Raw genomic sequence first — 26,376 nt, 5'->3', positions numbered from 1 at the left:
TTTTACTTCAAATGCCCTCTCGGGCGTTGGCTGCCTTTAAAAGGCGCGAAATTATAACACCAAGCGCCAGAGAAAAGATAGATAAAAAAGTAACCGGCCCAGGTCACCCCAGGCCGGCCACTTAACACCTAAGATAAGAGCTTAAGAATTAAGCCTTTTCCAGGATGTTCACCAGAGTCCAGGACTTGGTCTTGGACAGCGGGCGGCACTCGCGGATTTCTACCACGTCGCCGATACCGCACTGGTTGTTCTCGTCATGAACGTGCAGCTTGGTAGTGCGCTTCATGAACTTGCCGTAGATCGGGTGCTTAACTTTGCGCTCGATGGCTACGGTGATGGACTTGTCCATCTTGTCACTGATCACACGACCCTGCAGAGTACGGATTTTGTCAGACATTACGCACCTGCCTTCTCAGTCAGAATGGTCTTAACGCGCGCAATGTTGCGGCGTACCTTCTTCATTTCGTGAGTCGCTTTCAGCTGACCGGTAGCGTTCTGCATACGCAGGTTGAACTGTTCGCGGAGCAGGTTCAGCAGCTCAGCATTCAGTTCTTCAACGCTCTTTTCACGCAGATCTTGTGCTTTCATCACATCACCTTACGAGTTACAAAGGTGGTCTGAACGGACAGTTTGGCAGCAGCCAGAGAGAAGGCTTCACGAGCCAGCTCTTCAGCAACACCGTCCATCTCGTACAGAACACGACCCGGCTGGATCTGAGCTACCCAGTACTCGACGTTACCTTTACCTTTACCCATACGCACTTCAAGCGGCTTTTCGGTAATCGGCTTATCCGGGAATACACGGATCCAGATCTTACCTTGACGCTTGATGTGACGGGTCATAGCACGACGAGCCGCTTCGATTTGACGCGCGGTCAGACGGCCACGAGTGGTCGCTTTCAGGCCGAAAGAGCCAAAGGAAACCTTGTCACCGCTGGTGGCTACACCACGGTTACGGCCTTTGTGCATCTTACGGAACTTCATACGTTTAGGTTGCAGCATCTCGGTTCCCCTTACTTACCACGACCTTTGCGCTTCGGCTGCGCCTTAGGCTCTTCAGCTACTACCGGCATACCGCCCAGAACTTCACCTTTGAAGATCCAAACTTTGATACCGATTACACCGTAAGTGGTGTGAGCTTCGGAAGTGGCGTAGTCGATGTCAGCGCGCAGAGTGTGCAGCGGCACACGACCTTCACGGTACCATTCGGTACGTGCGATCTCGGCACCACCCAGACGACCAGAAACTTCGATCTTGATGCCCTTGGCACCCAAACGCATAGCGTTCTGAACCGCGCGCTTCATAGCGCGACGGAACATAACGCGACGCTCCAGCTGAGAGGCAACAGAGTCACCAACCAGTTGAGCATCCAGTTCCGGCTTGCGAACTTCGCTGATGTTGATTTGCGCAGGAACGCCGGCCAGTTTGGCGACTTTCAGGCGCAGCTTCTCAACATCTTCCCCTTTCTTACCGATTACAACACCCGGACGAGCAGTGTGAATGGTCACACGGATGCTCTTGGCCGGACGCTCAATGGTGATGCGGGAAACGGAAGCGTTCTTCAGTTCCTTCTTCAGGAACTCACGCACTTCGTGGTCGCTGAACAGGTTGTCAGCGTAATCTTTCTTCTCCGCGTACCAGGTCGAGGACCAGGGCTTGGTAATACCAAGGCGGATACCATTAGGATGTACTTTCTGTCCCATTGCGGCTCCCCTTACTTGTCAGCCACAACCACAGTGATGTGGCTGGAGCGCTTCAGGATGCGATCGGCACGACCTTTGGCACGCGGCATGATGCGCTTCATGGTCGGTCCTTCATCAACGTAGATCTTGGCGACTTTCAGATCGTCGATATCCAGACCTTCGTTGTGTTCTGCGTTGGCAATGGCAGACTCCAGTACCTTCTTCACCAGGCTGGCAGCTTTTTTCGGGCTGAAAGCCAGGATATCCAGGGCACGGTCAACCGGCAGACCACGGATCTGGTCGGCAACCAGGCGAGCCTTTTGCGGAGAGGTACGGGCAAAACGGTGTTTAGCTAAAACTTCCATCTTCTACCCCTTAGCGTTTCTTCGCTTTCTTATCCGCAGCATGGCCGCGGTAAGTGCGAGTCGGCGCAAATTCGCCCAGCTTGTGGCCGATCATGTCTTCAGTAACGAAAACCGGTACGTGCTGACGACCATTATGGACAGCGATGGTGAGACCAATCATATCAGGAATGATCATCGAACGACGGGACCAAGTCTTAACAGGCTTTTTGTCTCCGCTTTCCACCGCTTTCTCTACCTTCTTCAGCAAGTGCAGGTCGATAAATGGACCTTTCTTGAGAGAACGTGGCATGGTGAATCCTCTAAATTACTTGGTACGACGACGTACGATGTACTTATCGGTACGCTTATTGCTGCGGGTCTTCTTACCTTTGGTCGGAACGCCCCACGGAGTAACCGGGTGACGACCACCAGAAGTACGACCTTCACCACCACCGTGCGGGTGATCTACCGGGTTCATGGCAACACCACGAACGGTCGGACGAACACCACGCCAGCGCTTGGCACCGGCCTTACCCAGTTGACGCAGCATGTGCTCGGAGTTGCCAACTTCACCCAAGGTGGCACGGCCTTCGGCCAGCACCTTGCGCATCTCGCCAGAGCGAAGACGCAGGGTTACGTAAGCACCGTCACGAGCGACGATTTGAGCGTAAGCACCGGCAGAACGAGCCAGCTGACCGCCTTTACCAGGCTTCAGCTCTACGTTGTGCACGGTAGAACCTACCGGGATGTTACGCATCGGCAGAGCGTTACCAGGCTTGATGTCAGCTTCCTGGCCAGACACGATGGTGTCACCAGCTTGCAGACCTTTCGGGGCCAGGATGTAACGACGCTCACCGTCGGCGTACAGAACCAGAGCGATGTTCGCGCTGCGGTTCGGATCGTACTCCAGGCGCTCAACTTTGGCAGGGATGCCATCTTTGTTGCGCTTGAAGTCGATGATACGGTAGTGCTGCTTGTGACCACCGCCGATGTGGCGAGTGGTGATGCGGCCGGCGTTGTTACGACCACCAGTCTTGGACTTCTTGTCCAACAGAGCAGCGTGGGGCTTACCCTTGTGCAAATCGCTGTTCACGACCTTAACGACGTGGCGGCGACCTGCAGAGGTAGGCTTACATTTAACAATAGCCATTATCTAAACTCCTACTGCTTACTCAGCGCCGCCGACGAAGTCGATGTCAGCGCCTTCAGCCAGGGTTACGTAGGCTTTTTTCCAGTCGCTGCGGCGACCGAAACGAGCGCCGTGACGCTTAACCTTACCCTTAACCACGCTGGTGCGAACGCCAGTAACCTGCACTTCGAACAGCTTCTCAACCGCAGCCTTGATCTCTGCTTTGGTAGAGTCCTTGGCAACCTTGAACACGATAGTGTTGTTCAGTTCAGCAGCCATGGTGCTCTTTTCAGAGATGTGGGGAGCCAGCAGCACTTTCAGCAAACGTTCTTCACGGATCATGCCAGCTTCTCCTCAATCTGCTTAACCGCGTCAGCAGTCATCAGAACCTTTTCAAAGGCGATCAGGCTAACAGGGTCGATGCCGTCTACGTCGCGAACGTCAACCTTGTACAGGTTGCGGGAAGCCAGGAACAGGTTCTCGTCAACTTCGCCGGTTACGATCAGCACGTCGTTCAGGTCCAGCTCTTTCAGCTTGCCAACCAGTTCTTTGGTCTTCGGAGCTTCAACAGCGAACTTCTCAACAACGATCAGACGATCTTGACGTACCAGCTCGGACAGGATGCTACGCATCGCGCCGCGGTACATCTTCTTGTTCACTTTCTGGCCGTGATCCTGCGGCTTAGCAGCGAAAGATACGCCACCAGAACGCCAGATCGGGCTCTTAACGGTACCGGAACGAGCACGGCCAGTACCTTTCTGACGCCACGGCTTTTTGCCGGTGCCAGCCACTTCAGCGCGGGTCTTCTGAGCACGGGTACCCTGACGAGCGTTAGCGGCAAAAGCCACAACCACTTGGTGTACCAGCGCTTCGTTGAATTCACGCCCGAAGGTAGTTTCGGAAACTTCAAGAGCGCTCTGCGCGTCTTTCATTACCAATTCCATTACTATCTCCTCAGACGTTACGCTTTAACGGCAGGCTTAACGATCACGTCACCACCGTTGGCACCAGGGATTGCACCCTTAACCAGCAGCAGGTTACGTTCTGCGTCAATACGTACCACTTCCAGGTTCTGAGTAGTTACACGCTCAGCACCCATGTGGCCAGCCATTTTCTTGCCCTTGAAAACCTTACCCGGGGATTGGTTTTGACCAATGGAACCCGGAGCACGGTGGCTCAAGGAGTTACCGTGAGTCATGTCCTGGGAACGGAAGTTCCAGCGCTTGATAGCACCCTGGAAACCTTTACCCTTGGATTGACCGGTAACGTCTACTTTTGCAACATCAGTCAAGATGTCGACTTTCAGCTCAGCACCCAGTTCGATGCCTTCGCCTTCACCTTCACCCAGGCGAAACTCCCAACTGCCACGGCCGGCTTCAACACCAGCTTTGGCAAAGTGGCCAGCTTCAGGCTTGGTAACGCGGTTGGCTTTCTTAGTGCCAGCAGTTACCTGCAGTGCACGATAGCCGTCAGTTTCCAGCGTCTTAACCTGGGTTACACGGTTCGGTTCTACTTCGATTACGGTCACAGGGATAGACACGCCTTCAGGAGTGAAGATACGAGTCATACCAACTTTGCGACCAACAAGACCGATAGCCATTTCTCTAAACCTCTTTCCGCTTAGGATCTCAGCCTTAACCCAGGCTGATCTGCACGTCGACGCCAGCAGCCAGATCCAGACGCATCAGCGCGTCAACAGTCTTATCGGTAGGCTCAACAATGTCCACCAGGCGCTTGTGAGTACGGATCTCATACTGATCACGTGCATCTTTGTTCACGTGAGGAGAGATCAGAACGGTGTAGCGCTCTTTACGGGTGGGCAGCGGGATGGGACCGCGAACTTGAGCACCAGTGCGCTTAGCAGTCTCAACGATTTCCGCGGTAGACTGGTCGATCAGGCGATGATCGAACGCCTTCAGGCGGATACGGATTCTTTGGTTCTGCATTGACCAGAGCTCCAACTCTAAGAAACACATAAACCAATCCCTTCACCACCTTCTTATGAAAGGGGAAGAGACGATTCGCTAACCATTCAACTCCAAATCGGAGTTGCTGTATTAAAGGACACATATTGTGTCCTGCACCCTAAGGTGCACTCAAGCCAATTGCCTGAGCCGGACGAATTATACGCACCTTGCGGATAAACGCAAGGGACTTTTTTGATAATCCGTCCCTGTCTGATGGCGGCAGATACTACATCAAGAAGATCCCCGATTTTGTGAGCTAGGCCGCACTCTCGCGAGGAGAAACCGTAGAGGGCTGCTGGCCGTAACCCTGGCCATAATAAGCGTCATACCCCTTACCGTATTGCGCCTTCATGGCGCCCTTCCCTGCCCGGTTCAAAACCACGCCTTCCAACAGGATCTTGTTCTCCAATACCCTTTCCAATGCTCTTTGGGCCAGGCGGGCCCGAGTGTGGTCTGCACGCACGATGAACATCATGGAACCCGCCGTTCTGGCCACCACTAAGGCGTCCGATACGGCCTGTACCGGCGGTGTATCCAGCAGCACCACATCAAACTGTGCCCTGGCCTGCTGCAGCACTCGGCGGAAGCTGTCCCCGGAGAGCGCCTCAAGCGGGTTCGACAGGACCGTACCGGCTGAGAGGATCGACAAACCGGTGTCCTCATCCACATACAAACACTGCTCCAAAGAGTGGGTGCCGCACAGGGTGTTGGTGAGACCCGGCTGATAGGAGGGCAGGTCAAACGCCTTTCCTACCTTGGGCTTTCGCAAATCACAGTCGATAAGCAGAACCCGCTTCACCTGTTGAAGCGACAGCGCCATGCTGATGGCCGAGGTGGTCTTCCCCTCCCCGGTCAACGCAGAGCTGATCGCCATTGCCATCCCTGTCGAGTTCATGTGCTGCAGGGTATAAGTGGTCCGAATGCTTCGCCACGCCTCCCCAAACTCGGGCTGGCGTTTCTCAAAGTAGGTTTTCACGGTTGATTTGGAGTCCAGGTTACGAACTTCGGGTACGATCCCCAGCAGCTTGGCATAGAGCAGACTCTCCACCTCGCTGGCACGACTGATGACATCGACAAAGCGGGCGTGCAGCAAAGCCAGAGTCGAAAACAGCATCAGGGAAGCCAGCACCGTCATCGCCATGATGGCGCCTTTCTGTGGCCGACTTGGCAGTAGCGCCGGCAAAGCCTTATCGGTAAAGCGCGCGATCGCTTCATTGAAGTCGCCGGCAACGCCGGTTTCCTTGATGCGGGTCATAAAGGTGTCGTAAAGCTGCCGGTTGGTTTCCACCTCTCTTTGCAGCTCACGGTACTCGCTCTCATTCTTGCTCAGGCCTTGGTAGTTCTGGCGAGCGGCCGCCAGCTCTTCGGACAATGTTGCTTCCTGATCACGAGCAGAGCGGTACTCCTGCTGAATCCCGCTGACCAGCTCACGGATTTGGCGCCGCAACGCCGAGCGTACTTCCGCCAGCTCAGCCTCAGCGGTGATCATCGCCTTATGCTTGGGGCCATAACGCTTGGACAGTTGCGCCACTTGCTGCTCGGCCTGAGATTCCGCCTCACGCAACCGCTGGACGCTGGGGTGTCGGTTGATTTCCGGCAATGACGCCAGAGACTCAATATTACCGCCCCCGGTTCCCGCGACGCTGCGAGCCACGGCCTCCGCCGCGCTGCGACGGTCCCGTGCTTCCGATAAGCGGTTGGCGATCTTTTCCAGCTCCTGACTCTCCAAGGTCAGGAGCCCTTCCACATCGACCAGCCCCGCCTGCTCCCTAAAGTTCTGTAACGCCTCTTCGGACGCTCGCAGATTGTTGCGTAAAGTCTCCAGGCGCTCCCGCATCCAGCCTGTTGCTTCCTGGGTTGCGGTGAGCTTGTCCTCCATATAGGACTCGATGAACGCCTGCCCGATGGCGTTGGCCACATCTGCCGCCAGCACCGGGTCTTGTGCTTCAAATTGAATACTGACCAGCTGGGTGTTGCGGACCGGTTTCAGAGTCAACCGCCGGTAATACTCGTCAATGACCTGCTGCTGCAAACGGTACGCTTTCTCTTCCTCGCTGAGCAGCGGAGTATCACTCCCCTCCCCCAGTACCTGTTTGAGTTGGTTTCGCACCCAACTTTTCACCATGGACAAACCAAAACTGCCGCTTTCCTGGGGCACGAACTCTTCCCGTTCGGTCAGCCCCAATTCAGCAATGACTACTTCGGCAATCTTCCTCGACTGGATGATCTCGTACTGAGTCTGAAAGTATTCATCACGGCTCGAATCCACCCCGTAAACCCCTTCGATAGAGACCACTTTGGAGGGCGTGTTTTCCAGAAGGAGCGTAGCGGTTGAGCTGTATATCGCGGGTAAGCGGAAGAGATAAAGGGCGCCCGCCGTCGTCGTCAGCAGGGTCGCAAGCAGGATCCACCACTTATAGCGAGCCAGTGTCGAGAAGCGGCCGGATAAACCAACCCATTCCAGTCTTAGCCCCTTGGTTTGCCGTGACCCTGCGTCGCGATTCATAGCGCTCTCCCGGTTATCGTTGGGGATCAGAAGAAGGAGTCTTCGATATAAATGGAATCACCCGGCAAGACTTCGGATGCCATGGACACCTCGATGATCCTTTCGCCATTGGGCGTTTTGCGGGTCAGGCTGATGTCTCTGGAGGAGGCGCGCTCAGTCAGTCCGCCAGCCAGAGCAATCGCTTTGCGTACCGTCAGGCCTGGTTGGAAAGGGTAGCCGCCGGGTCGACGCACTTCGCCATTAATAAAGAAGGGGCGATATTCGACGATGCTAACCGACACACTGGGATTGATCAGGTAATCGCCTTTGAGGCCCCGATGAATCAACTGCTCAACCTGGCTCAGTTTCAGGCCGGACAGTTTGAGCTGTCCCAGGTAGGGATAGTTGATGGCCCCGGACTCACTAAGTCGAATCTCAGCAATGCTCAGATCCGGCTCACCAAACACCTGAATACGGATCTGATCACCCGGGCCCAGTTGATAGCCCGACGCATCATCAGCCGATACGCTGGCAGCAAACACACTCAAAAACAGCAAAAACCACTTCATCGCCTACCCTCACAGCGCCAACGTAATCAGGATACCGAACTGATTCTTATCGTAGTTCAGCTCAGGATCCTCGCGAGTCGAACTGTTATCCCAGTAACTGTAAAACGGCTCAAGCTTCATCCAGCGCCGAAACTCGTAGATCACCCCGAGCCGAATTTTGGTGATCTCATCTTCGCGGTCGTCACCGGTATAGTCCTTGTCGACATAGCTCAACTGAATGTCGGTCGCCCACCGCTCCAGCCAGTAGTGCTCCCAGTTCAGCTCGTAACTGGACTCCTCCACGTAATCACCGCTGGTGAACGGATCTTTACTCTCCCGGGCACTGACAAGCTCCAGCGTGGAGTAAGTGGTGGGCCGCCAGGTAAAAGCCACATCCCAGGCGAAGCCGGTGAAGTCTTCCCGACCCTTATCCACAAACCGCTTGTCCTCTATCCCGAATGCCGCTCGCCCCTCGCTCTTCGCGGTGGCTTCCCATATCACACCGACCAATCCGCGAGTCACGTTACTGTCCCGACTTATCTGGCCCGGTTCCACGCGGTCGTAGTTGATGTCGCTGTCGGACAGGTCGAGCAGCAACTTGGTTCGGGTACCGACCCGCCATTTGAACGTTGCACCATAATGGAAGCTGTCGTAATCCCGGTATTGGCTGCGTTCACGGAAGTTGTCGTAGGTGCGCTGGTAATACCCCAGGTTGACGCCCAACTGCATTCGGGCACTCTGCGCACCAAACTCATACGCGGCATCGACATCGTGATCGGTGAACTCCACCGGCTTATCCGTTTGCTCAAACTCTGCAATGCCGGTTCCTCGAGCCTGATGCCCCTTTAAAAACTCGTAAGTCGCATCGATGCGGTGGCGGGCGGTAAATTCATGATGGCCGATAAGGTCGACCTGATGGTCGACGTAGTTATCGTCAGAGGAATCGAAGTAGGAGGCGGCATCCAGAGTGTATCCCGCCTTGATGTGGCTGATCCGTCGCCCCCAGACAAACTGAAGCTCGGGAATCAGTCTCAGATATTGAGAGTCCAGTGTATCGGCCCCGGTGTGGAGCAAGTTGTCATCGTAACCGTATTCCAGCGCCATGACCGGTTGAAACTGGGCCCCATCACCCAGTCTCACTCGCGCTGGCTCAAACTCTTCGGCGCCAGCCGTTACCGCCAGCACACCCAAGACCCATCCCCAATGTCGTTTCACGCGCCACCCCGTAAGGATCAGTAAGCGTTATCGTGAACAAAGCCCTTCCTAAGCGTCAGAAACAGGATCTGGATATCAAGAACCACTGACCAGTGAGTGATGTAGTGCATATCGTGCTCTACCCTTCTGGCCATCTTGTCCAGGGTATCGGTCTCACCCCGCCAACCATTGACTTGGGCCCAACCGGTGATACCTGGCTTTACCTTGTGCCGCAACATGTAACCCTGGATCAGCGCACGATACTGCTCGTTGTGCGCTACTGCATGGGGCCGGGGCCCCACGACTGACATTCTTCCCTGCAATACATTAATGAACTGCGGTAGCTCATCCAGGGAGGTCCGGCGAATAAACGCGCCTATCTTAGTGATCCGACTGTCGTTTCTTGTTGCCTGTTTTATAGTAGTTCCATTTTCGACACAGGTCATGGAGCGAAATTTCCAGACCTCGATCTTCCGGCCATCCACTCCATAGCGCTCCTGCTTAAACAGAACCGGCCCCCGAGACTCGAGTCGGATCGCCAGAGCGATAAGCAGCATGGGAATGGCAAACACAAGCAGAGCGATGGTTGCGATGGTCAAATCCTCCGCCCGCTTGAGCGCTCCCCAAGGACCCCGAATAGGGGATTCGTACACACTGAGCGTCCGGATCCCACCCACTTCACACCAAGCCGCATTGACCAGGTTGTAGACAAAGAAGTTGGGCACGATATGAACCTGGCTGGTGGTGTTGGCACAGCGTTGCAGGATGGCCGAGATGCGGTCCTCCGCTTTCAGCGGCAGCGCAACAAAGATCTGATCTATGCCGCCACGCTCCGCCCTATCTAGAGCGTCATCCACGTTTCCTATTACAAGGTTCTGCACGCTTGAGTCCAGGCGGTGTTTGTCCCTGTCGTCATAGAACCCGAGAACCCGTACCCCCACTTCTGGCTCTCTCGCCAAGGCGTCCGCCAGCTCAATGCCCAGTGGCGTGGCGCCAACCACCAATGCGGTTTTCAGGTTATGCCCCTGGGTTCGAAGCCGTGCCTGATAACGTCGAACTGCCCAGCGCCAAGCCACCAGCAATGTTGCCGTCACCGTGCACCAGTAAGCAAAACCGATTCGGCCAAAGTTCTCAGCCAGTTTCAGAAAGTAGAGTGCAATCACTAACACGATGGTCACTGCCGCCCAGAGCAGCAGCGTGGTCACCACCACCTCTGAAAAGGGGGCTAATCGCCAGGAGCGATAGTGTGAGAACACCTCGGCCATGTAGATCATCAACAAGGCCGCGAGCAAACCCCAAAGCACCAACTCATTTATTGGCAGATAGAGTGGCCCCCCCAGGGCATACACCAGCGCAAGACCAACCAAAACCGCAGACAGGTCGAAGACGCGCGCCAACCACGGAGGCAGGCTCCCTTCGATTCCAGCTGAAAACTCCTTATCCGTCATCGCTGACTCCCGATTGCATGTGCCGCATACCGACTGCGGCCCAACGGAAATGGCCGGACGCTCTCCGTCCGGCCACACGACTACTGCCCGGATACCCGGTAAGTATCGTTACTGAACGATGTCCCTCCCGACGGGCCTCCTGTAGAGAGGATCAACAGGTTACCGTCTGTACCAAAAGCGGCACCATGAGTTGGGAACAGGGCATCGCCCAGGTATTGCCATTGATTGGTATCGGGATCGAACTCCTCAAATTGTGGGAACACGTTGTTGGGCACCCCACCAGCAAATTCTCCGCCGATGATCTGCAGTCGACCATTCAGGGTACCAACCGCAAAGGTGCGTCTTCCGGTCAGAAGATCCGGGCCATTTCGCCACTGATTGCTGCCCGGGTTATAGATCGCCATGCTCTCCAGCTCTCCATTCACCGAGGTGCCATCGGACAAGCGGTGACGGCCACCCAACACATAAAGCTCACCATTGAGCACCGCCGTACCCGGGTTATCCCTGACCTGACTCATGCTGGGCCCGGTGCTCCAGGTGTTACTGGAGGGGGTGTAGATCAACAGGCTGCTGACCGACGCGCCGCTATTGTTCATGCCGCCAGCGATGTAGATCTTGTTGCCTATGGTCTCAGCTCGGATCCCACCCAAAGCCACCGGCATCGGTGCCAGGGTCTGCCAGCTGTTGCTGCCGGGGTCATAGCGATAGCTCTCCGTTACGGCGCCATTAAAGGGGCCTGAGGAGCCACCAAAGGCATAGAGATCGCCGTTATAAGCCGCCACAGCGAGATTCTCCACCGCCGTACCGGGTTTCGGCGCCAGCGTCTGCCAACTATCAGCACTGATGTCGTAGGCGTAGTGGGTGTTTACATGGCCGGATGCGGTCTTGCCACCCACCACATGCAGTTGCCCATCGAGAACAACACTGCCGCTGTCGAGCAACTCAGCCGGTGCATCGGCGCCAGCTTCCCAGCAGGAGCTGCTGGAGAGTTCCAGCACGGACAACACGCCCGCTCCGAACTCACCGACATAGAGGTTTCCGTCCTTCTCCGCCAGCGGGAGCGGGTCGACCAGATCGGAGTACACTTTCTCCGCCAGCACCACACCATCGCCGTTCTCGTTCAACTGCACCCGGGTCACCCCATCGTCCTTGGAGTAATAAGCGATCATCAGATCACCACTCAAGGCGCCACACGCTTTATTTGAGCGGTACTCAATGATGGCGTTGGCCGATTTGTTGTTACCCAGAGAGAAGATCTCCGGCTGATAGTTTGGCAGTGGCGCCACCTGCTGATAGCTGCCGTCCTTAAACACACACTCGTCCCGGGACGGATTCGGGTGACCGTAGTACATCCCCTGCTCCAGCTTCACTAACAGGTCCGGTTGTGTGCCTGGATTGTCGCCACCCTGAGTGTAGGGAGCGGGGTCACCAAAGCCGCTACAATCCGGAGTTGGTTTAGGTGGGTAAGCCCCCTGAACGCCCAGGCCATTATCGGTGCCATACGCTTCGCCATTGCTGTGGAACACAAAGTCGTAGGCATTGCGAAGGCCGGTGGTCCAGTTCTCCACATCACATGGATTGGGTCCAAAGATGTCAGGACTGTTGTCACAGGTGCCATCGAACCCGGAGGCAAACACATCGGCGACCAGAATGGCAGCGGACAGGGGTTGCTCCGCTCTATCACCAAACTCGGTGTCGGCAATATTGGGATCCACCGCCGCCCCGGCACCGGTGATGCCGCCGATGGCGATATACAGCCGGTTATCCGGACCAAAATGGAGACTGTTGGGACCATGGTTAGCCTTGGCCCGCGGAAGCCCGCTGATCACCACTTCCGATTCAGCAAAATTATTGCCGAACAGTCGGGTGACCTCGCCGGAGTTGATCTCACCGTTACTGGTTGAGGAACTGGAGTGGTTCACCCAAAGCGAGAAGTCATTCGGGTCCGATGGATTGTCGTGATAGACGGTAATACCCAGCGTCATGCGCGACCCGTGTCGATCGGTCAGGCCGGTGATCACCTGGTCATTCACAACCTCCAACTGGTCATTAAAGGTCAGGGCGTGAATGGTGCCGAACAGCTCAGTGACATAAAGGCGGTCATCAGGCCCCCAAACCATGGAGGTCGGGAAGTTCAACGGATGGCTGCTGACTTTGCTGAAGCTCCAGTCAGTGGATCCACCGCCGCCACCGCCGCCGCCTCCACCACCGCCGCCTCCGCCGCCACCCGGAGCGCCCAGGCTCTCAACGGCAAAGGATTCAAACTGGTACTGGAGTGATGAGGGGCCATTGCGATGGCTGGCCATCAACCCGGTAAAGGTGCGTGTGCCGATCACCGGATCGATACCCGCTGCGTCAAAACTGAAGAACTCAGGCTCTACCGCAAAGGAACCGATGTTGTTTTCGCTTCCGCCGTTGATCGCGTAACGCGCACTGATGGTTTGACTGTCCGGATTGGCAATCAGGATCAGCGTAAGCGTATCGCTGGAAAGGTCGCCAACGCCGGCATCAAGCTTGCCCTGAACATTGCCGGCCAGTTCATAGATAAACTCAACGATCTGACCACCACCCGTGGAGTTGTATACCAGTTTCACGAAGTGATCTTCGTCATAGCCAATCCACAAACCGGCTTGTTCATACTTGCCAGTACCAGGAGGCGGATCGACCAATACGGTGCTGATCCTGGCGATATGGTTTGGCCCGGCGTAACCCACGCCCAGGGCATTATCCAGGTTATTGATACTCTGGTGCTGCAGCCCCTTAGTTGTGGTCACCACCAGACGCTCTGTCGAGGTATTCACATCCAGGTTGCCAGCAATGTGCCCGACACCCTTGCTGGTTGGCTGCAAGTAAGTAAACCCGGTGCCCAGCTGATTGGTGTCTTCGTAGCCACCCGCATCCCCATCGAACTCCAGTACGTAGGGCAAGGTCACCTTAATTTCACTGCACAGGACGGGGCCGCAGGCTTCACCGCCGCCTCCGCCACCACCACCGGAGTCGTTGATGGTGAGCGTCACCTGTACCTGAGTCGAACCTACACCGCTGGAGAAGAAGGTCACGCTGTCGGAATAGGTCCCTGGGGACAGGCCGTCCGTATCCATGACAAAGGTGACGTCAGCCGGTGTGTTGTCGCCCCCCAGATCAACTGTCAACCAGGGCGCGGAGTGCTGTTCGCCTATCACCAACACGCTGCCATCAGAGGCACTGATAGTGGTATTGCCATAGACCGGACCACTGTCGGCATCGGCAGTTTTGCTGACAGAGGAGGGGTCGCTCAATAGGGTTACCTCGGCATCCCCAACGGCAAAACTGCCCTGCAGGTTCACTACGCCACCCGAGGTGGTCATCTGGGCACTGACGATATGGTTGCCCTGGCTGAGACTATCGACATTAAAGGGTTTCGCCGTGCGATCAGGCGCTGTGCCAGCAAAGTCGTACGGAGCAACCCCTTCGGTTTTGATCGCCGATCCGCTGAAGGTGGGATCGTCGAGATAGAAACGCACTTTGCTCACGCCATCGTCCGGGCTGGTAAAGATGTAGACGGCGCCGGAGAGGGACTGGCCCGACAGAGGCACCGCGCCACTGCGATCCGGACGATCACTGACCATCAGTCGATATCCGCCACCGCTGCTGTCGTGCACTGTCAGCGAAACATTGTGGGTTGCAGATGGGTAACCAGAAACTGAGGCAGTCAGAGTCGCGTTGTAGCCACCGGGTGCCAGCCCATCTGCCACCACGCGATAGCCCACACTGCCCGGGACAGATTGTGTCGCACTGTCCAGAACCAACCAGGAGGCCGAGCTGGACAGGTTGGCAGTGCCGCTTGAACCATCGCTGAGGGACAAGTTAGCGCTACCACTGAGCTCTTCGCCCACAGATGCGGTGTAGCTGTTGCTGGCCGGGGAGAAATTGAGTGTCGTGATGGTTCCGCCGCCACCCACGCTAAAGCTTGCCATCTCCTCATACACAGACCCGGACTGAGGCGTTACCTGCACCCAGATGAAGTGACTGCCAGATGAGAGCGAGCTTGTGTCAAACGGGTTTCCCAATCCACCGCTTGCCGTCCCGGCAAAGTCATAGGGGGGAACCCCTTCAGATTGGAAAACCGTCCCGCCGGTATCGGTGTCCAGATAGAATTTGACGCGGGTAATGGGCTCGGAAGGTTCGTAGAAGATGTACACCGTGCCATCTAAAGAAGCCCCTTCGAGCGCTTGAGAAACACTCTTGTCCGGCTGCTGGCTGACTCTTAGCTCAGCCTGAAGGGGGAAACAGACACACAGCAGGGCGAAGAATACCCCTAAACGTCCTAGATACTGGCTCAACATCGTTTTTCGCTCCCAAACTGGAATGGCAGTTCCAACAACAGAGATCGAGATGACGTTTCCTTGTCGCCTCAAGGGCCTTCTTGGCATGCGGATCGAGATCAAGCATAGCGCAAGCCCCTAAATTATCTGCCTAAGCTGGCACATCTCTCTGTACTGCATTGATCTATTGGCATATTTTTTTTCGCCCTCTCTGGGGCGAGCCATCACCATCAGGTTATATCCATATTAATCAATGACTTGTGCGCGGCAGCTTGGGCTAAGAGAAGGTGGTCGACAAACGCATAAGTGGGGCCAGGAAACGGGTTCATTCGGCGGGCATGGGCACAGATACCCAGGCCGTTTGGCAGGGCTTTGATGAAGGGGGAGATGAGAGATAATCGATTTCCCCGAATTGCCTTCGATTACCAGGGCAGAGAGCGAAATGATCAAATCAGGCTCTGATCCATCCTGCGGTAATAGAGCCAAAGAAGCGCAACGCCAAAACCGTACAGCGCAGCGCCACTGACAATTAATATCACCAGTTCATTAACGCCACCCATTGCGTTCTGCGCCAACTGCCCCCGCACCCACCACAAACAGAGCGTCATCATCAAAGACACCCCCAAAGCGGGCCATATTGCGCTTAACAGCGGCCTTAATGAACAGCCCAGAAGCGCTCCCACCGCTCGCAGGTACACCACCAAAAACAGTGACGTCACCGCCAGCAAGCTCCAGGTGAAGGGCACCAGGCCGAAGGGCAGCGCGGCAGCCAATACAACCGTCATGGTGATAAGGCGGGCGAAGTGGATCCGTAACTCTCTCTCCGGACGCCCCATGGCCCGGAACATCACAGACAGCACTGTAATGACTGCCTGAACCAGCCCTACCAGGCAAAGCACCTGGAGCACTTCGATGGTTGGACGCCAGCGCTCGCCAAACACGGTTTCAATGAACACGTCCGCCACCATATACATGCCCATCAACATGGGAAACACGATATAGCAGGTCGAGCGCAGCGCCTTAGCCAATCCGTCCAGTAACGCCCTCGGGTCATCCTGAACGCGGGAAAGGGCAGGAAACAGCACCTTGACGATCTCCTGACAGATGTTCCTGATAGGGACAAACATCAGCTTGTAAGCCAGGGTGTAATACCCTAACGCTTCCGCACCAAGAAATCGCCCCACCAACAGGTAGTCGAGGTTGTTCATAAAGTACTGGAGGTACTGAAGCCCCAGGATGTTGGCACTAAAGCGGAACACATCTTTAAGCGCACTGATTGAGACAACCAGGCTCGGTCGCCAGGGGCAGTACCACCACATCATCACCACTTTCAGGCTCTGCTGCAGCAGCGGCTGAGCAACCAAACTCCAGATCCCAAACCCCATCATCGCCATTGACACCACCACGGTCCCCGTCGCCAGATGCACGGCCGTATCGATGATGGTCAGTCGCTTAAAACGCATAACCCGACGCAACAACGCCTGGGGGATGGAGCTGAGTGCGGAGAGCGTGAAGGAGATGGAGAGCACCTGGCTGATCGCCTCCAGCTCCGGACGCTGATAAAACAGCGCGATGGCTGGCGCCAGCAGGAAAAACAGGGCCGACACCGTCAGGCCGATAGCAATATTCACCCAGAACAGGGTGGAGTAGTGGGTCTGATTCAGATCCTTTCGTTGAATTACCGCAGCGGAAAAGCCGGTATCGGAGAGGATCATCGCCATGCCCGACAGCACGGTCACCATACCCATCAGACCGAAATCTTCCGGGTTCAGCAGCTTGGCCAAAAGCGCGGTTATAAACAGGGTAGCCAGTTGTTGAACCTGGCGTCCCCCCAGCGTCCAACTGACCCCGTGTATCGTCTTACGCATCAGGCTCATCTGCCTGCTCCGGCCCGGCGCCGCCCGAAGTCAGGCACCATAACTACTCCTCCGCCAACTTGGTGGGCCGGGAAGCACTGCTTCGGCGTCCCACTTTATTGAATAGGTAGGCCAACGATGCCTTCCAACCCGCCCTATTTACGGCGAACTGCAGCGCCTCAAGCTTGTTACTGCGAGACCCAATGTAAGCCAATGCCGTCGCCGCCACTTTAGAGCGGTAGCAATCCTCCCCAATCACTGAGCGATGCTTCTCTACGGCCAGAAGACGGCGCTCAATCTGAGGAATCGACAGTGCCTTGGCGCTATTGCTTATCCGTTCGTGCGAGCCATCACTGAACAAACACAGCGGCGCCGCCACATAACGGAGGGGCTGACGCAGTGCATAACGTAAGAACAGGTCCCAGTCCTGGGAGCAGACCAGGGACTCGTCAAACCCCTCCTGACGCAGCGCCTCAGTCCGGCCCAAGACTCCGCTGGTACCACATATCCGGTTGTACCGGAACAGGCGCTTTGCACTGATCTGCTTAAGGGGGAGCACTTGAACATGACCGTTCTCAATCACCCGGTAACCACAAAGGCACAGATCCGCCTCTCCGATGGCGGCAACTTGCCGAGACAGCTTTTCAGGCGCCCACTGATCATCGTCATCCAGAAACGCAATCCATTTCCCCTTGGCTTCACGGATACCCAGGTTGCGGGCAGCACAGGCCCCCTGATTCCGCTCCTGTCTGAAGTAACGCAGGGGGATAGAAGCCCCTTTAAGCACCGAGGAATAATCTTTGGACGAGCAATCGTCTACAACCACCAGCTCGAGATTCGGGTAGTCCTGTGCCGCTACGCTGGCGATCGCCTTGGCCAAACGATCCGGGCGGTTGTATGTGGTAATTACAACAGTGATTAAGTCCGATCTGTTCATCCTCCCCTCCCCTCACGCGCTAGCTGGCAAAACGCCGCTGCTGATTCGCGCCAACTGTAGTTGTTCGATAAGGTTTTGATGGTTTTAGCGACCTCTTGCCTACGCTGTTTCTGCTCAAGGTGAGCCGTCAGTTGCTCTCGAAGGGCATTGACGTTATCAGCCTCAAACAGAACCCTTGGATCACCAGCAACAACGTCCGCGTTCTCTGGTACATCGGCACACAATACGCATCTGCCCGCCCCCATTGCCGTCAGCAGGCTATTGGACATCCCCTCCAATACGGAAGGCAAAACAAACAGGCTGCAATGGGCCATCAGCGTAGACATCTCCCTCTGGCCCACATGCCCCAGGAACCGCACCTGCTTAGAGGCCAGCCTCTCCAGCTTAGTCTGGTATTGCGGAGACTTGCACTTTCCACCCGCGACAATCAGGGGTGGGCGGGAGCTCTCAGGCAGTTGCTGATGTGCCTCCAGCAACACATCCAGACGCTTTACCGGATCCAGCCTTCCGGCATACAGCAGATAGCCCTCGGGCGACACATTCAAGCTCTCCAGATAGCCAGGAAGAGGTTCAGCCAAAGGCGTAATGCCGTTAGGGATATAGATGGTGTCCAGCCCTTTCGCCGCAAAAAAACGCTGCATCGCCAAACTGTTCACCGTGCACTGGTGGGCGACATGGGTCGCCGCATACTCACCCAGCCTCAGTATTCCCTGATTAAGTCCACGCCACCCATCCCGCTGGCTGTCAATCGCTCTCAAACAGGCAACCGTATGAGCACCAAAGCCACGTCCAATAACCGATAAAAGACTGGGGCCTGAGGCAAACAGGAAAAGCGTGTCGGGCCGGACTCTGGCTATCACGTACAGCAGCAACCCCAGGCTGCAGATTGCATGACCCAAACGCCCCAGCCATTTAGGAGCTTCGACCAGATTGACGCCGGAATCCTGCTTCTGAACAAACCACCAACTGCGGCCTTTGCCCGTTACCCAAGGTTCAATATCCTCAAGGCGGGCGCTCTCCTTTGCCAGTTCCCGTATGGCGTTTTCGACCCCCCCATAGCTGGAGTGAAAGCCACGTCCACCGAGCCAAACCACCTTAAGCCGTCGAGTCATCTTGCCCCCGCTCCATCCAATAGCAGTGCATGATCCCCAACCATACCCAGATGTAGTTCCCCCCCAGGAAGATCCCATCGTTGTGGAACAGCGCATGGAATCCATAGGGGGCCAACGCCACCAGAATGGCAACGCCAAACTGCTGCTTCAGCTTAATCAGATAGTGCACCAGGATCCCTGCCCCAAAGACGCCATAGACAAACAACATCTTCACCGCGTGGTTATGGATACCCCGGTACACCACCACTTCAGCATTGTCTATCTGGTAGAGCCGGTGCCAATACTGATCAGCAAGGTCACTCGCCTCAATCAGCCAGCCATGCCCGAGTGGGTTGTCCCAGAACAACTGCAGGCCAAGCAGCGTAAGGGGCACTCTGGAGTGCATGCTGGAGTCAGAAGTACTGAAAATCCGTAAATCCAGAAGTTCGGACGCCAGCATAAACAGCAAAGGCAGCATCAAAGCGAACAGGAGTGCCAGCAGTACCGCCAGTCCCCGCCTGCTATGGCAAAACAGAAAGTGCAGAGGCAGCAGCAGGACCAGCCCGCCAATGGTCGAACGGGTGCCGGAAAAGATGGCTGCAGCCAACAGCAACAGCAGCAAACTCCAGGTCCAGAATGGAGACAAAGGGTTTAGCTGTGGCGCACGAATGGCGGCGTAATAGAGCAGCCCCGCTACCAGAGTAATCTGATACCCAAGATGGATTGGAGAGTAAGAGAGGCCACGAGAACGGTACAGATCGTGGTAGGCATCCCCCCCCGATTCCTGCTCAATGGCGAAGATCTGGGCCCGGTCCAGGCCCTGCCACTGTTCAAAGCGGTACTTCAGGTCCCAGGCCGGCTGAAATTCGAGCCCTTGCAATACGGCAATCACGGACGTCAGTGCGACCACCGCCAGAAAGATCAGAATCACCGGCCGGGTGCCGTACAGATGGCAAACCAACAAGGTAAAGAGGAACGCCAGGGCTGGCTGGAGCGCCCACTTAACCGCCATCAGGATGGCATTGCTCCAGTCCAGTGAATTTAATAGCGTAGTGAGCACACCAACCAGCATGATTGCGGCTAAGGCATTGAGGTGGGCGTTATCGTTCAGCAACGTCCGCCAGGGTACCCTGAACATCAGCGCAAACCAGCCCAGGCCCAATAACAGCACCCAGACTCGGGCAGGCAAACCCATTTCGAGCTTCACCATGATGACCGCAAGGGTCCAGAACAGCAGGAAGAGTCCCAAACCGGTGAGTGTTTGAGGGTAAGCCCGAGCGAGGGTCATGGTGTTGTTCATCTGCCACTCCCCAGCAGGGCCTGCCGATGCAGCATCAGAATACGCTCCAGGGAATACTGCTCCTGCACTTTGCTCATGGCCCGTCGCGCCATAGCGTCCATATCGCCACTTTCGGCCCGGAGCATCGCCTCCAGAATGGCGGCGGCACTCCAGTCAGTACTGAGTACCCCATCCACACCGTCTTCAATCACTTCAGCACAACCATAGTTGGGGGCTGCCACACAGACGCAACCCGCAGCCATCCCCTCCAGCAACGCCTTAGGCATCGCCTCATAGTTGCTGACCAGGAAAAACCAACGATAGCCTGGCAGCGCCGCGCGAACCTCCTCATTGGGGCGCACACCAAGAAAGCGGCAGTTGGCACCGATCGAATCCGCATAGGTTTCCAGCTCGTCGCGCAGGGGGCCATCACCATACAGATCAAGGGGCAAACCGTGAGCAGCACAAGCCTCAATCAGTGCGAACAGGTTCTTGAATGGCATCAGCCGCCCCACATAAGCGGCTCGCTCCGGCCTTTCCGAGGGAGGCGGAGCATCACAGGCACTGCGCCCCACTTCCACGAAATTGGGGCAATGGCTGATGTGGGGAGCCTGGGAGGTCGCACGATAGTCACTCTCCGTGCACACCAGCGCATGGTCGGAACAGGCCAGAGCCAATCGGTCCAGCGGCCAGGAGAAGGCCAACCTGGCGTACTGCTTGCGATCAAGATGCCGACGCCACAATGAATGGCCATAGCGATAGACAAAGCGGCCGCCTAACAGCAAGCGGGCCATCAAGCCCGTCCAACAGCCGCTGGTTTGGTGGTTGATCATCGCCGTCGCCTGACCGAATGCCCTTCGTTGTAGCCATGGGCCTATCAGGGAATAGACCAGTTTGCCCAGGGGGTTAACGGCCCAATCGGGCGCAGGGATGACCTGGATCCCGGGGTGCAGACGACCCGCTTGTTGCTCCTCCGCCACCAGCCTGGAATCGTCCGGATGATAGGTAAACCAAAGCACCCTATCAGCCAATCCGGATTCCAGGTACGCCTCAAAAATCACTTTCTCTTTCGAGAGAATCCCCATCTGTTTCCAGCGGGTGGCGGACATGCCATAGGAGAAGATCACCAACACCGTGTTGCCTGATGTCATGCTCTTCCTCCTTTGGACACCGCACGAAACCAGCGCACTCCTCGGCGCAGGCTTTTCGGGGCGACAAAACGGGCGAATGCCACACAGATCGCCTGAATCTGTTCGCCATCCCCCCGCCATGCCGATGCATGGTGAAGACACAGCGCCGACAGAGAAAACAACGCCTGGTGCTGACGGCGGCTCACCGTTATGGTGCCCTCCTCTTCATTCCGCTCAGCCAAGGCTTCGTTGACTCCCATAAAGCGGATGCCCGCACGCAATAGCCTCAGGTACAACTCATAGTCCTGGGCATAGCGGAACGCGTCGTTATACCCCCCTACCCGCTCCAATGCGGATCGACGGATATTGAATGCGGAATGCACCAGCACATTGCGACGCTGCAAAGCAGCCTGAATCTCATCATGCCGATGAGGGACAGTAAGGCGGTAGTGGCGCTCTCCATCGACCACACGAGTGTCGCTCAGTACCACATCCACCTCCGGGTGTGCATCGAAAAGCTCGACAACCCGCTGCAAGCGATTTGGCGCAAACCGGTCGTCATCGTCGAGCCGGGCGACAATATCACCCTGGCACTCCGCGAGGCCGCGATTGAGCGATCGGGTCAGACCGAGATTTTCTGCATTCTGAAATACCCGGATCCTGCTCCGGTGCTGTGGTAACACCCCTCCCAGCAGCTGCTCTGCCGACACATCGGGGTCATCAAGGATCAGCACCACCTCGTAGGGGATGTCCTGGTTTTCAAAGATGGAGTTTAGTGCCGTCAGCAGGCTGGGACGCCCCAGAGAAGCGAGAAGTACGGATACCCGGCAACATCGACTGGGGCGTTGGGTTGCTGTGGGTTCAACCGCCAAATACTGATCCGTTCTTTCCACTGGATACCGCCTCCTAACCACATCACAGACACTGAAAGAGGAGATCTAAGCGTAGCCAAAAAGTGGGGAGGGGCCGGTTGGAAAGTGGGATTAAATGCGGGGAAAACAGAGGGAAAAGAAAAAGGGCGCCAAATGGCGCCCTTTTCAGGTTTAGTGCAACCGTTGATTACTCAACGATGGTCGCTACTACACCAGCACCTACGGTACGGCCACCCTCACGGATAGCGAAACGCAGACCTTCTTCCATCGCGATCGGAGCGATCAGGGTAACAGTCATCTGGATGTTGTCACCCGGCATTACCATCTCAACACCTTCCGGCAGCTCGATGGTGCCAGTGATGTCAGTGGTACGGAAGTAGAACTGAGGACGGTAGCCTTTGAAGAACGGGGTGTGACGACCACCTTCTTCTTTGGACAGTACGTAAACCTCAGAGGTGAACTTGGTGTGCGGGGTGATGGAGCCCGGCTTGGCCAGTACCTGACCACGCTCAACTTCTTCACGCTTGGTACCACGCAGCAGAACACCACAGTTCTCACCAGCACGGCCTTCGTCCAGCAGCTTGCGGAACATTTCAACACCGGTACAGGTGGTCTTGGCGGTTTCTTTAACGCCAACGATTTCTACTTCGTCGCCAACTTTAACGATACCACGCTCAACACGACCGGTTACTACGGTACCACGGCCCTGGATGGAGAATACGTCTTCGATCGGCAGCAGGAAGGCACCGTCTACAGCACGCTCCGGCTCAGGGATGTAGGTGTCCAGAGCGTTAGCCAGCTCCAGGATCTTCTCTTCCCACTGAGCTTCGCCTTCCAGAGCTTTCAGAGCGGAACCCTGGATTACCGGAGTGTCGTCGCCCGGGAAGTCGTACTCGGACAGCAGTTCACGAACTTCCATCTCTACCAGCTCGAGCAGCTCTTCGTCATCAACCATGTCACACTTGTTCAGGAACACGATGATGTACGGTACGCCAACCTGACGGGACAGCAGGATGTGCTCACGAGTCTGCGGCATCGGGCCGTCAGTAGCAGCACATACCAGGATCGCGCCGTCCATCTGGGCAGCACCGGTGATCATGTTCTTAACGTAGTCGGCGTGGCCAGGGCAATCTACGTGAGCGTAGTGACGAGTTTCAGTGTCGTACTCAACGTGAGAAGCGGCGATGGTGATACCACGCTCACGCTCTTCCGGAGCGTTATCGATCTGGTCGAAAGCACGAGCTTGACCGCCGTGGGCTTTAGCCAGCACGTTGGTGATAGCAGCAGTCAGAGTGGTTTTACCGTGGTCAACGTGGCCAATGGTACCAACGTTAACGTGGGGTTTCGTACGTTCAAACTTTTCTTTAGACACGACGTCTTTCCTTTCAATTTGCGACCAGGCCCAGAGGACCTGATCTGTTAACGAACTGAGTTCCTATTCGCCTTTTCAGGCATTAGTATCCGCGCGCTTCGATAACCGCTTGCGCCACGTTCTGCGGGGCTTCGGCGTACTCACTGAACTCCATGGAGTAGGAAGCACGACCTTGAGTCGCAGAGCGCAGGTCGGTGGCATAACCGAACATCTCGGCCAGCGGCACCTTGGCACGCACGATCTTCAAACCGGCAGTTCCATCGTCCATACCCTCGATGATGCCGCGACGACGGTTGACATCGCCAACCACATCGCCCATCCAATCCTCAGGAGTGGTGATCTCCACTTTCATCATGGGTTCCAGCAACACCGGGTTAGCCGCCAGTGCACCTTTACGGAAGCCCATGGAGCCGGCGATCTTAAACGCCATCTCGTTGGAGTCCACATCGTGGTATGAACCATCGAACAGAGTAACTTTTACGTCCAGCACGGGGAAGCCCGCGAGGACGCCTTGAGCCATCTGTTCCTGGATACCTTTATCTACAGCAGGAATATATTCCTTTGGCACCACGCCGCCAACAATTTCGTTGGCGAATTCGTAGCCTTCGCCGGCTTCGCGGGGCTCCAGTTTGAGCCAAACGTGACCAAACTGACCACGACCGCCAGACTGGCGTACGAATTTCCCTTCCACTTCCACAGCGGAGCGGATGGTTTCGCGGTAAGCCACCTGGGGTTTACCAACATTGCACTCAACGCTGAATTCGCGCTTCATGCGGTCAACGATGATATCCAGGTGCAGTTCACCCATACCGGAGATCAGGGTTTGGCCGGATTCCTCATCGGTCTCCACACGGAAGGACGGATCCTCCGCAGCCAATTTACCCAGGGCGATGCCCATCTTCTCTTGGTCAGCCTTGGTTCTTGGCTCAACCGCGATCTGAATCACCGGCTCAGGGAATTCCATACGCTCCAGAATCACTTTGTGGTCCTGGTCGCACAGGGTGTCACCAGTGGTGACGTCTTTCAGGCCGATCGCTGCAGCGATCTCGCCAGCGCGCACTTCTTTGATCTCTTTACGATCATTGGCGTGCATCTGAACCATACGGCCCAGGCGCTCACGCTTCCCTTTCACGGTGTTGAATACCGCATCGCCAGTGCTGGCAACGCCGGAGTACACGCGCATAAAGGTCAGGGTGCCCACAAAGGGGTCAGTGGCGATCTTAAACGCCAGTGCAGAGAACGGCGCATTATCGTCGGACGGACGAGTTACCTCGTTGTCGTCCATGTCCACGCCTTTAATGGCGGGAACATCAACCGGGGCCGGCAGGTATTCCACCACCGCATCCAGAACCGCCTGCACGCCCTTGTTCTTAAAGGCGGAGCCACAGGTGGCCAGAACAATCTCGTTGTTCAGAGTTCGCTGACGAAGAGCTTTCTTGATCTCTTCTTCGGACAGTTCACCCTCTTCCAGGTACTTATCCATCAGCTCTTCGGATGCTTCTGCGGCGGCTTCAACCAGGTATTCACGCATGTCGGCGGCTTTGTCAGCCAGCTCGGCAGGGATCTCCTGGTATTCAAAGGTCATGCCCTGATCCGCTTCATTCCAGCTGATGTATTTCATCTTGATCAGGTCGATGACACCTTTGAACTCGTCCTCGGCACCAACATTCATTTGGATTGGCACACAAGTGGCGCCCAGACGGTTGCGGATCTGCTCCACAACGCGGTCAAAGTCAGCACCGGCGCGGTCCATCTTGTTGACGAACACGAGACGCGGCACGTGGTACTTGTCAGCCTGACGCCATACGGTCTCAGACTGAGGTTCCACACCGGACGCGCCACAGAACACCACGACTGCGCCATCCAGTACACGCAGGGAACGCTCCACCTCAATGGTGAAGTCCACGTGTCCGGGGGTGTCGATGATGTTGATGCGGTGCTCGGGGAATTGCGCTTCCATCCCCCGCCAGAAGGTGGTGGTCGCAGCAGAGGTGATGGTGATACCACGCTCCTGCTCCTGCTCCATCCAATCCATGGTCGCGGCGCCGTCATGAACCTCACCGATCTTGTGAGACAAGCCAGTGTAGAACAGAACGCGCTCAGTAGTGGTGGTCTTGCCAGCGTCTACGTGAGCACAAATTCCGATGTTACGATAGCGTTCAATCGGGGTCGTACGAGCCACAATACAATCCTCATACTGGCGCCGTGGCACCAGCTTTTACAATAAGTGGCGCAGCACCGAAGTGCTGCGCCGGGGACATTACCAGCGGTAATGAGCGAACGCTTTGTTCGCTTCGGCCATGCGGTGAACGTCTTCACGTTTCTTAACCGCAGTACCTTTGTTTTCGCTCGCGTCCAGCAGTTCACCTGCCAGGCGCAGAGCCATAGATTTTTCGCTACGCTTACGAGCCGCTTCCACCAACCAGCGCATGGCCAGAGTGTTACGACGAACCGGACGAACTTCAACCGGAACCTGGTAAGTAGAACCACCTACACGGCGGGACTTAACTTCCACGGTCGGACGAATGTTATCCAGTGCAGTTTCAAAGATTTCCAACTCAGCTTTGCCGGATTTCTCAGCAGCCGCTGCCAGACCACCATAGATGATCTTCTCAGCAGTGGACTTCTTACCGTCCAGCATTACTACGTTGACAAACTTTGCCAGAAGCTCAGATCCGAACTTCGGATCCGGCAGAATTTTACGTTGACCTACGACGCGACGTCTTGGCATGGGAATAC

25 protein-coding genes are annotated in these 26,376 nt (G+C 56.1%); all 25 read right to left on the bottom strand.

Translation table 11 applies throughout. The features are described from left to right. Positions 1 to 148 precede the first annotated feature (148 nt). Complete coding sequence (gene rpsQ / locus KUV52_RS15790; protein WP_222526912.1) at positions 149 to 397, bottom strand: 30S ribosomal protein S17; 249 nt, start codon at positions 395 to 397, stop codon at positions 149 to 151. Next, positions 397 to 588, bottom strand: coding sequence for a 50S ribosomal protein L29 (gene rpmC / locus KUV52_RS15785; protein ID WP_222526911.1), 192 nt, complete (start codon positions 586 to 588; stop codon positions 397 to 399). The genes rpsQ and rpmC overlap by 1 nt, the downstream gene beginning before the upstream one ends. After that, complete coding sequence (gene rplP / locus KUV52_RS15780) at positions 588 to 1,001, bottom strand: 50S ribosomal protein L16 (protein ID WP_013343796.1); 414 nt, start codon at positions 999 to 1,001, stop codon at positions 588 to 590. Before rplP ends, rpmC begins: the two co-directional genes overlap by 1 nt. Positions 1,002 to 1,012: 11 nt before the next feature. Continuing rightward, positions 1,013 to 1,702, bottom strand: a complete 690-nt coding sequence (rpsC, locus tag KUV52_RS15775) for a 30S ribosomal protein S3 (RefSeq protein WP_222526910.1) — start codon at positions 1,700 to 1,702, stop codon at positions 1,013 to 1,015. Between the two features lie 11 nt (positions 1,703 to 1,713). Continuing rightward, the gene (gene rplV / locus KUV52_RS15770; RefSeq protein WP_013343794.1) at positions 1,714 to 2,046 is read right to left on the bottom strand and encodes a 50S ribosomal protein L22; all 333 of its coding nucleotides are present in this window, start codon (positions 2,044 to 2,046) and stop codon (positions 1,714 to 1,716) included. A gap of 10 nt (positions 2,047 to 2,056) precedes the next feature. Next, on the bottom strand, positions 2,057 to 2,335 hold the full coding sequence (gene rpsS / locus KUV52_RS15765; RefSeq protein ID WP_013343793.1) for a 30S ribosomal protein S19: 279 nt from the start codon (positions 2,333 to 2,335) through the stop codon (positions 2,057 to 2,059). 15 nt (positions 2,336 to 2,350) lie between these two features. Further along, positions 2,351 to 3,175, bottom strand: a complete 825-nt coding sequence (gene rplB / locus KUV52_RS15760) for a 50S ribosomal protein L2 (RefSeq protein WP_222526909.1) — start codon at positions 3,173 to 3,175, stop codon at positions 2,351 to 2,353. Between the two features lie 18 nt (positions 3,176 to 3,193). Next, positions 3,194 to 3,496 (bottom strand): 50S ribosomal protein L23, encoded by a 303-nt coding sequence (gene rplW, locus KUV52_RS15755; protein WP_222526908.1) that lies wholly within the window; start codon positions 3,494 to 3,496, stop codon positions 3,194 to 3,196. Beyond that, positions 3,493 to 4,098, bottom strand: a complete 606-nt coding sequence (gene rplD, locus KUV52_RS15750; protein ID WP_222526907.1) for a 50S ribosomal protein L4 — start codon at positions 4,096 to 4,098, stop codon at positions 3,493 to 3,495. Before rplD ends, rplW begins: the two co-directional genes overlap by 4 nt. Positions 4,099 to 4,115: 17 nt before the next feature. Then, positions 4,116 to 4,754, bottom strand: a complete 639-nt coding sequence (gene rplC / locus KUV52_RS15745; protein WP_222526906.1) for a 50S ribosomal protein L3 — start codon at positions 4,752 to 4,754, stop codon at positions 4,116 to 4,118. A gap of 34 nt (positions 4,755 to 4,788) precedes the next feature. Next, positions 4,789 to 5,100, bottom strand: a complete 312-nt coding sequence (rpsJ, locus tag KUV52_RS15740) for a 30S ribosomal protein S10 (RefSeq protein WP_013343788.1) — start codon at positions 5,098 to 5,100, stop codon at positions 4,789 to 4,791. Positions 5,101 to 5,377: 277 nt separating this feature from the next. Then, entirely contained in the window at positions 5,378 to 7,627 is a 2,250-nt protein-coding gene (locus KUV52_RS15735; protein WP_222526905.1) for a GumC family protein, read from the bottom strand. Positions 7,628 to 7,653: 26 nt separating this feature from the next. Further along, positions 7,654 to 8,175 carry a polysaccharide biosynthesis/export family protein gene (locus tag KUV52_RS15730; RefSeq protein ID WP_222526904.1) on the bottom strand — a complete coding sequence of 174 codons (522 nt, stop codon included), beginning with the start codon at positions 8,173 to 8,175 and terminating at the stop codon, positions 7,654 to 7,656. Between the two features lie 9 nt (positions 8,176 to 8,184). Further along, positions 8,185 to 9,369: an outer membrane beta-barrel protein gene (locus tag KUV52_RS15725; RefSeq protein WP_222526903.1), complete on the bottom strand. Its 1,185-nt coding sequence runs from the start codon at positions 9,367 to 9,369 to the stop codon at positions 8,185 to 8,187. Positions 9,370 to 9,386: 17 nt separating this feature from the next. Continuing rightward, positions 9,387 to 10,796, bottom strand: coding sequence for an undecaprenyl-phosphate glucose phosphotransferase (locus KUV52_RS15720; protein ID WP_222526902.1), 1,410 nt, complete (start codon positions 10,794 to 10,796; stop codon positions 9,387 to 9,389). Between the two features lie 80 nt (positions 10,797 to 10,876). Then, positions 10,877 to 15,121 carry a kelch repeat-containing protein gene (locus KUV52_RS15715; RefSeq protein WP_222526901.1) on the bottom strand — a complete coding sequence of 1,415 codons (4,245 nt, stop codon included), beginning with the start codon at positions 15,119 to 15,121 and terminating at the stop codon, positions 10,877 to 10,879. 425 nt (positions 15,122 to 15,546) lie between these two features. Next, positions 15,547 to 16,977: an MOP flippase family protein gene (locus tag KUV52_RS15710; protein ID WP_222526900.1), complete on the bottom strand. Its 1,431-nt coding sequence runs from the start codon at positions 16,975 to 16,977 to the stop codon at positions 15,547 to 15,549. Between the two features lie 43 nt (positions 16,978 to 17,020). Next, positions 17,021 to 17,893, bottom strand: a complete 873-nt coding sequence (locus KUV52_RS15705) for a glycosyltransferase family 2 protein (protein ID WP_222526899.1) — start codon at positions 17,891 to 17,893, stop codon at positions 17,021 to 17,023. Next, positions 17,890 to 19,005: a glycosyltransferase family 4 protein gene (locus tag KUV52_RS15700; RefSeq protein WP_222526898.1), complete on the bottom strand. Its 1,116-nt coding sequence runs from the start codon at positions 19,003 to 19,005 to the stop codon at positions 17,890 to 17,892. Before KUV52_RS15700 ends, KUV52_RS15705 begins: the two co-directional genes overlap by 4 nt. After that, positions 18,989 to 20,284, bottom strand: a complete 1,296-nt coding sequence (locus tag KUV52_RS15695) for an O-antigen ligase family protein (protein WP_222526897.1) — start codon at positions 20,282 to 20,284, stop codon at positions 18,989 to 18,991. The genes KUV52_RS15700 and KUV52_RS15695 overlap by 17 nt, the downstream gene beginning before the upstream one ends. Next, positions 20,281 to 21,414, bottom strand: coding sequence for a glycosyltransferase family 4 protein (locus KUV52_RS15690; protein WP_222526896.1), 1,134 nt, complete (start codon positions 21,412 to 21,414; stop codon positions 20,281 to 20,283). Before KUV52_RS15690 ends, KUV52_RS15695 begins: the two co-directional genes overlap by 4 nt. Beyond that, entirely contained in the window at positions 21,411 to 22,286 is an 876-nt protein-coding gene (locus KUV52_RS15685) for a glycosyltransferase (protein WP_222526895.1), read from the bottom strand. The genes KUV52_RS15690 and KUV52_RS15685 overlap by 4 nt, the downstream gene beginning before the upstream one ends. A 166-nt stretch (positions 22,287 to 22,452) precedes the next feature. Further along, a complete protein-coding gene (tuf, locus tag KUV52_RS15680) occupies positions 22,453 to 23,637 on the bottom strand; it encodes an elongation factor Tu (protein WP_222526894.1) in 1,185 nt (394 codons plus the stop codon). Between the two features lie 82 nt (positions 23,638 to 23,719). After that, positions 23,720 to 25,819 (bottom strand): elongation factor G, encoded by a 2,100-nt coding sequence (gene fusA / locus KUV52_RS15675; protein ID WP_222526893.1) that lies wholly within the window; start codon positions 25,817 to 25,819, stop codon positions 23,720 to 23,722. Between the two features lie 78 nt (positions 25,820 to 25,897). After that, positions 25,898 to 26,368, bottom strand: a complete 471-nt coding sequence (rpsG, locus tag KUV52_RS15670; protein ID WP_222526892.1) for a 30S ribosomal protein S7 — start codon at positions 26,366 to 26,368, stop codon at positions 25,898 to 25,900. Positions 26,369 to 26,376: the final 8 nt, after the last annotated feature.

Source organism: Ferrimonas balearica (assembly GCF_019802055.1).
Classification (GTDB): domain Bacteria; phylum Pseudomonadota; class Gammaproteobacteria; order Enterobacterales; family Shewanellaceae; genus Ferrimonas; species Ferrimonas balearica_A.
Note: the sequence above shows the minus strand (reverse complement) of the source record. Positions and strands in the feature narration are given on the sequence as shown.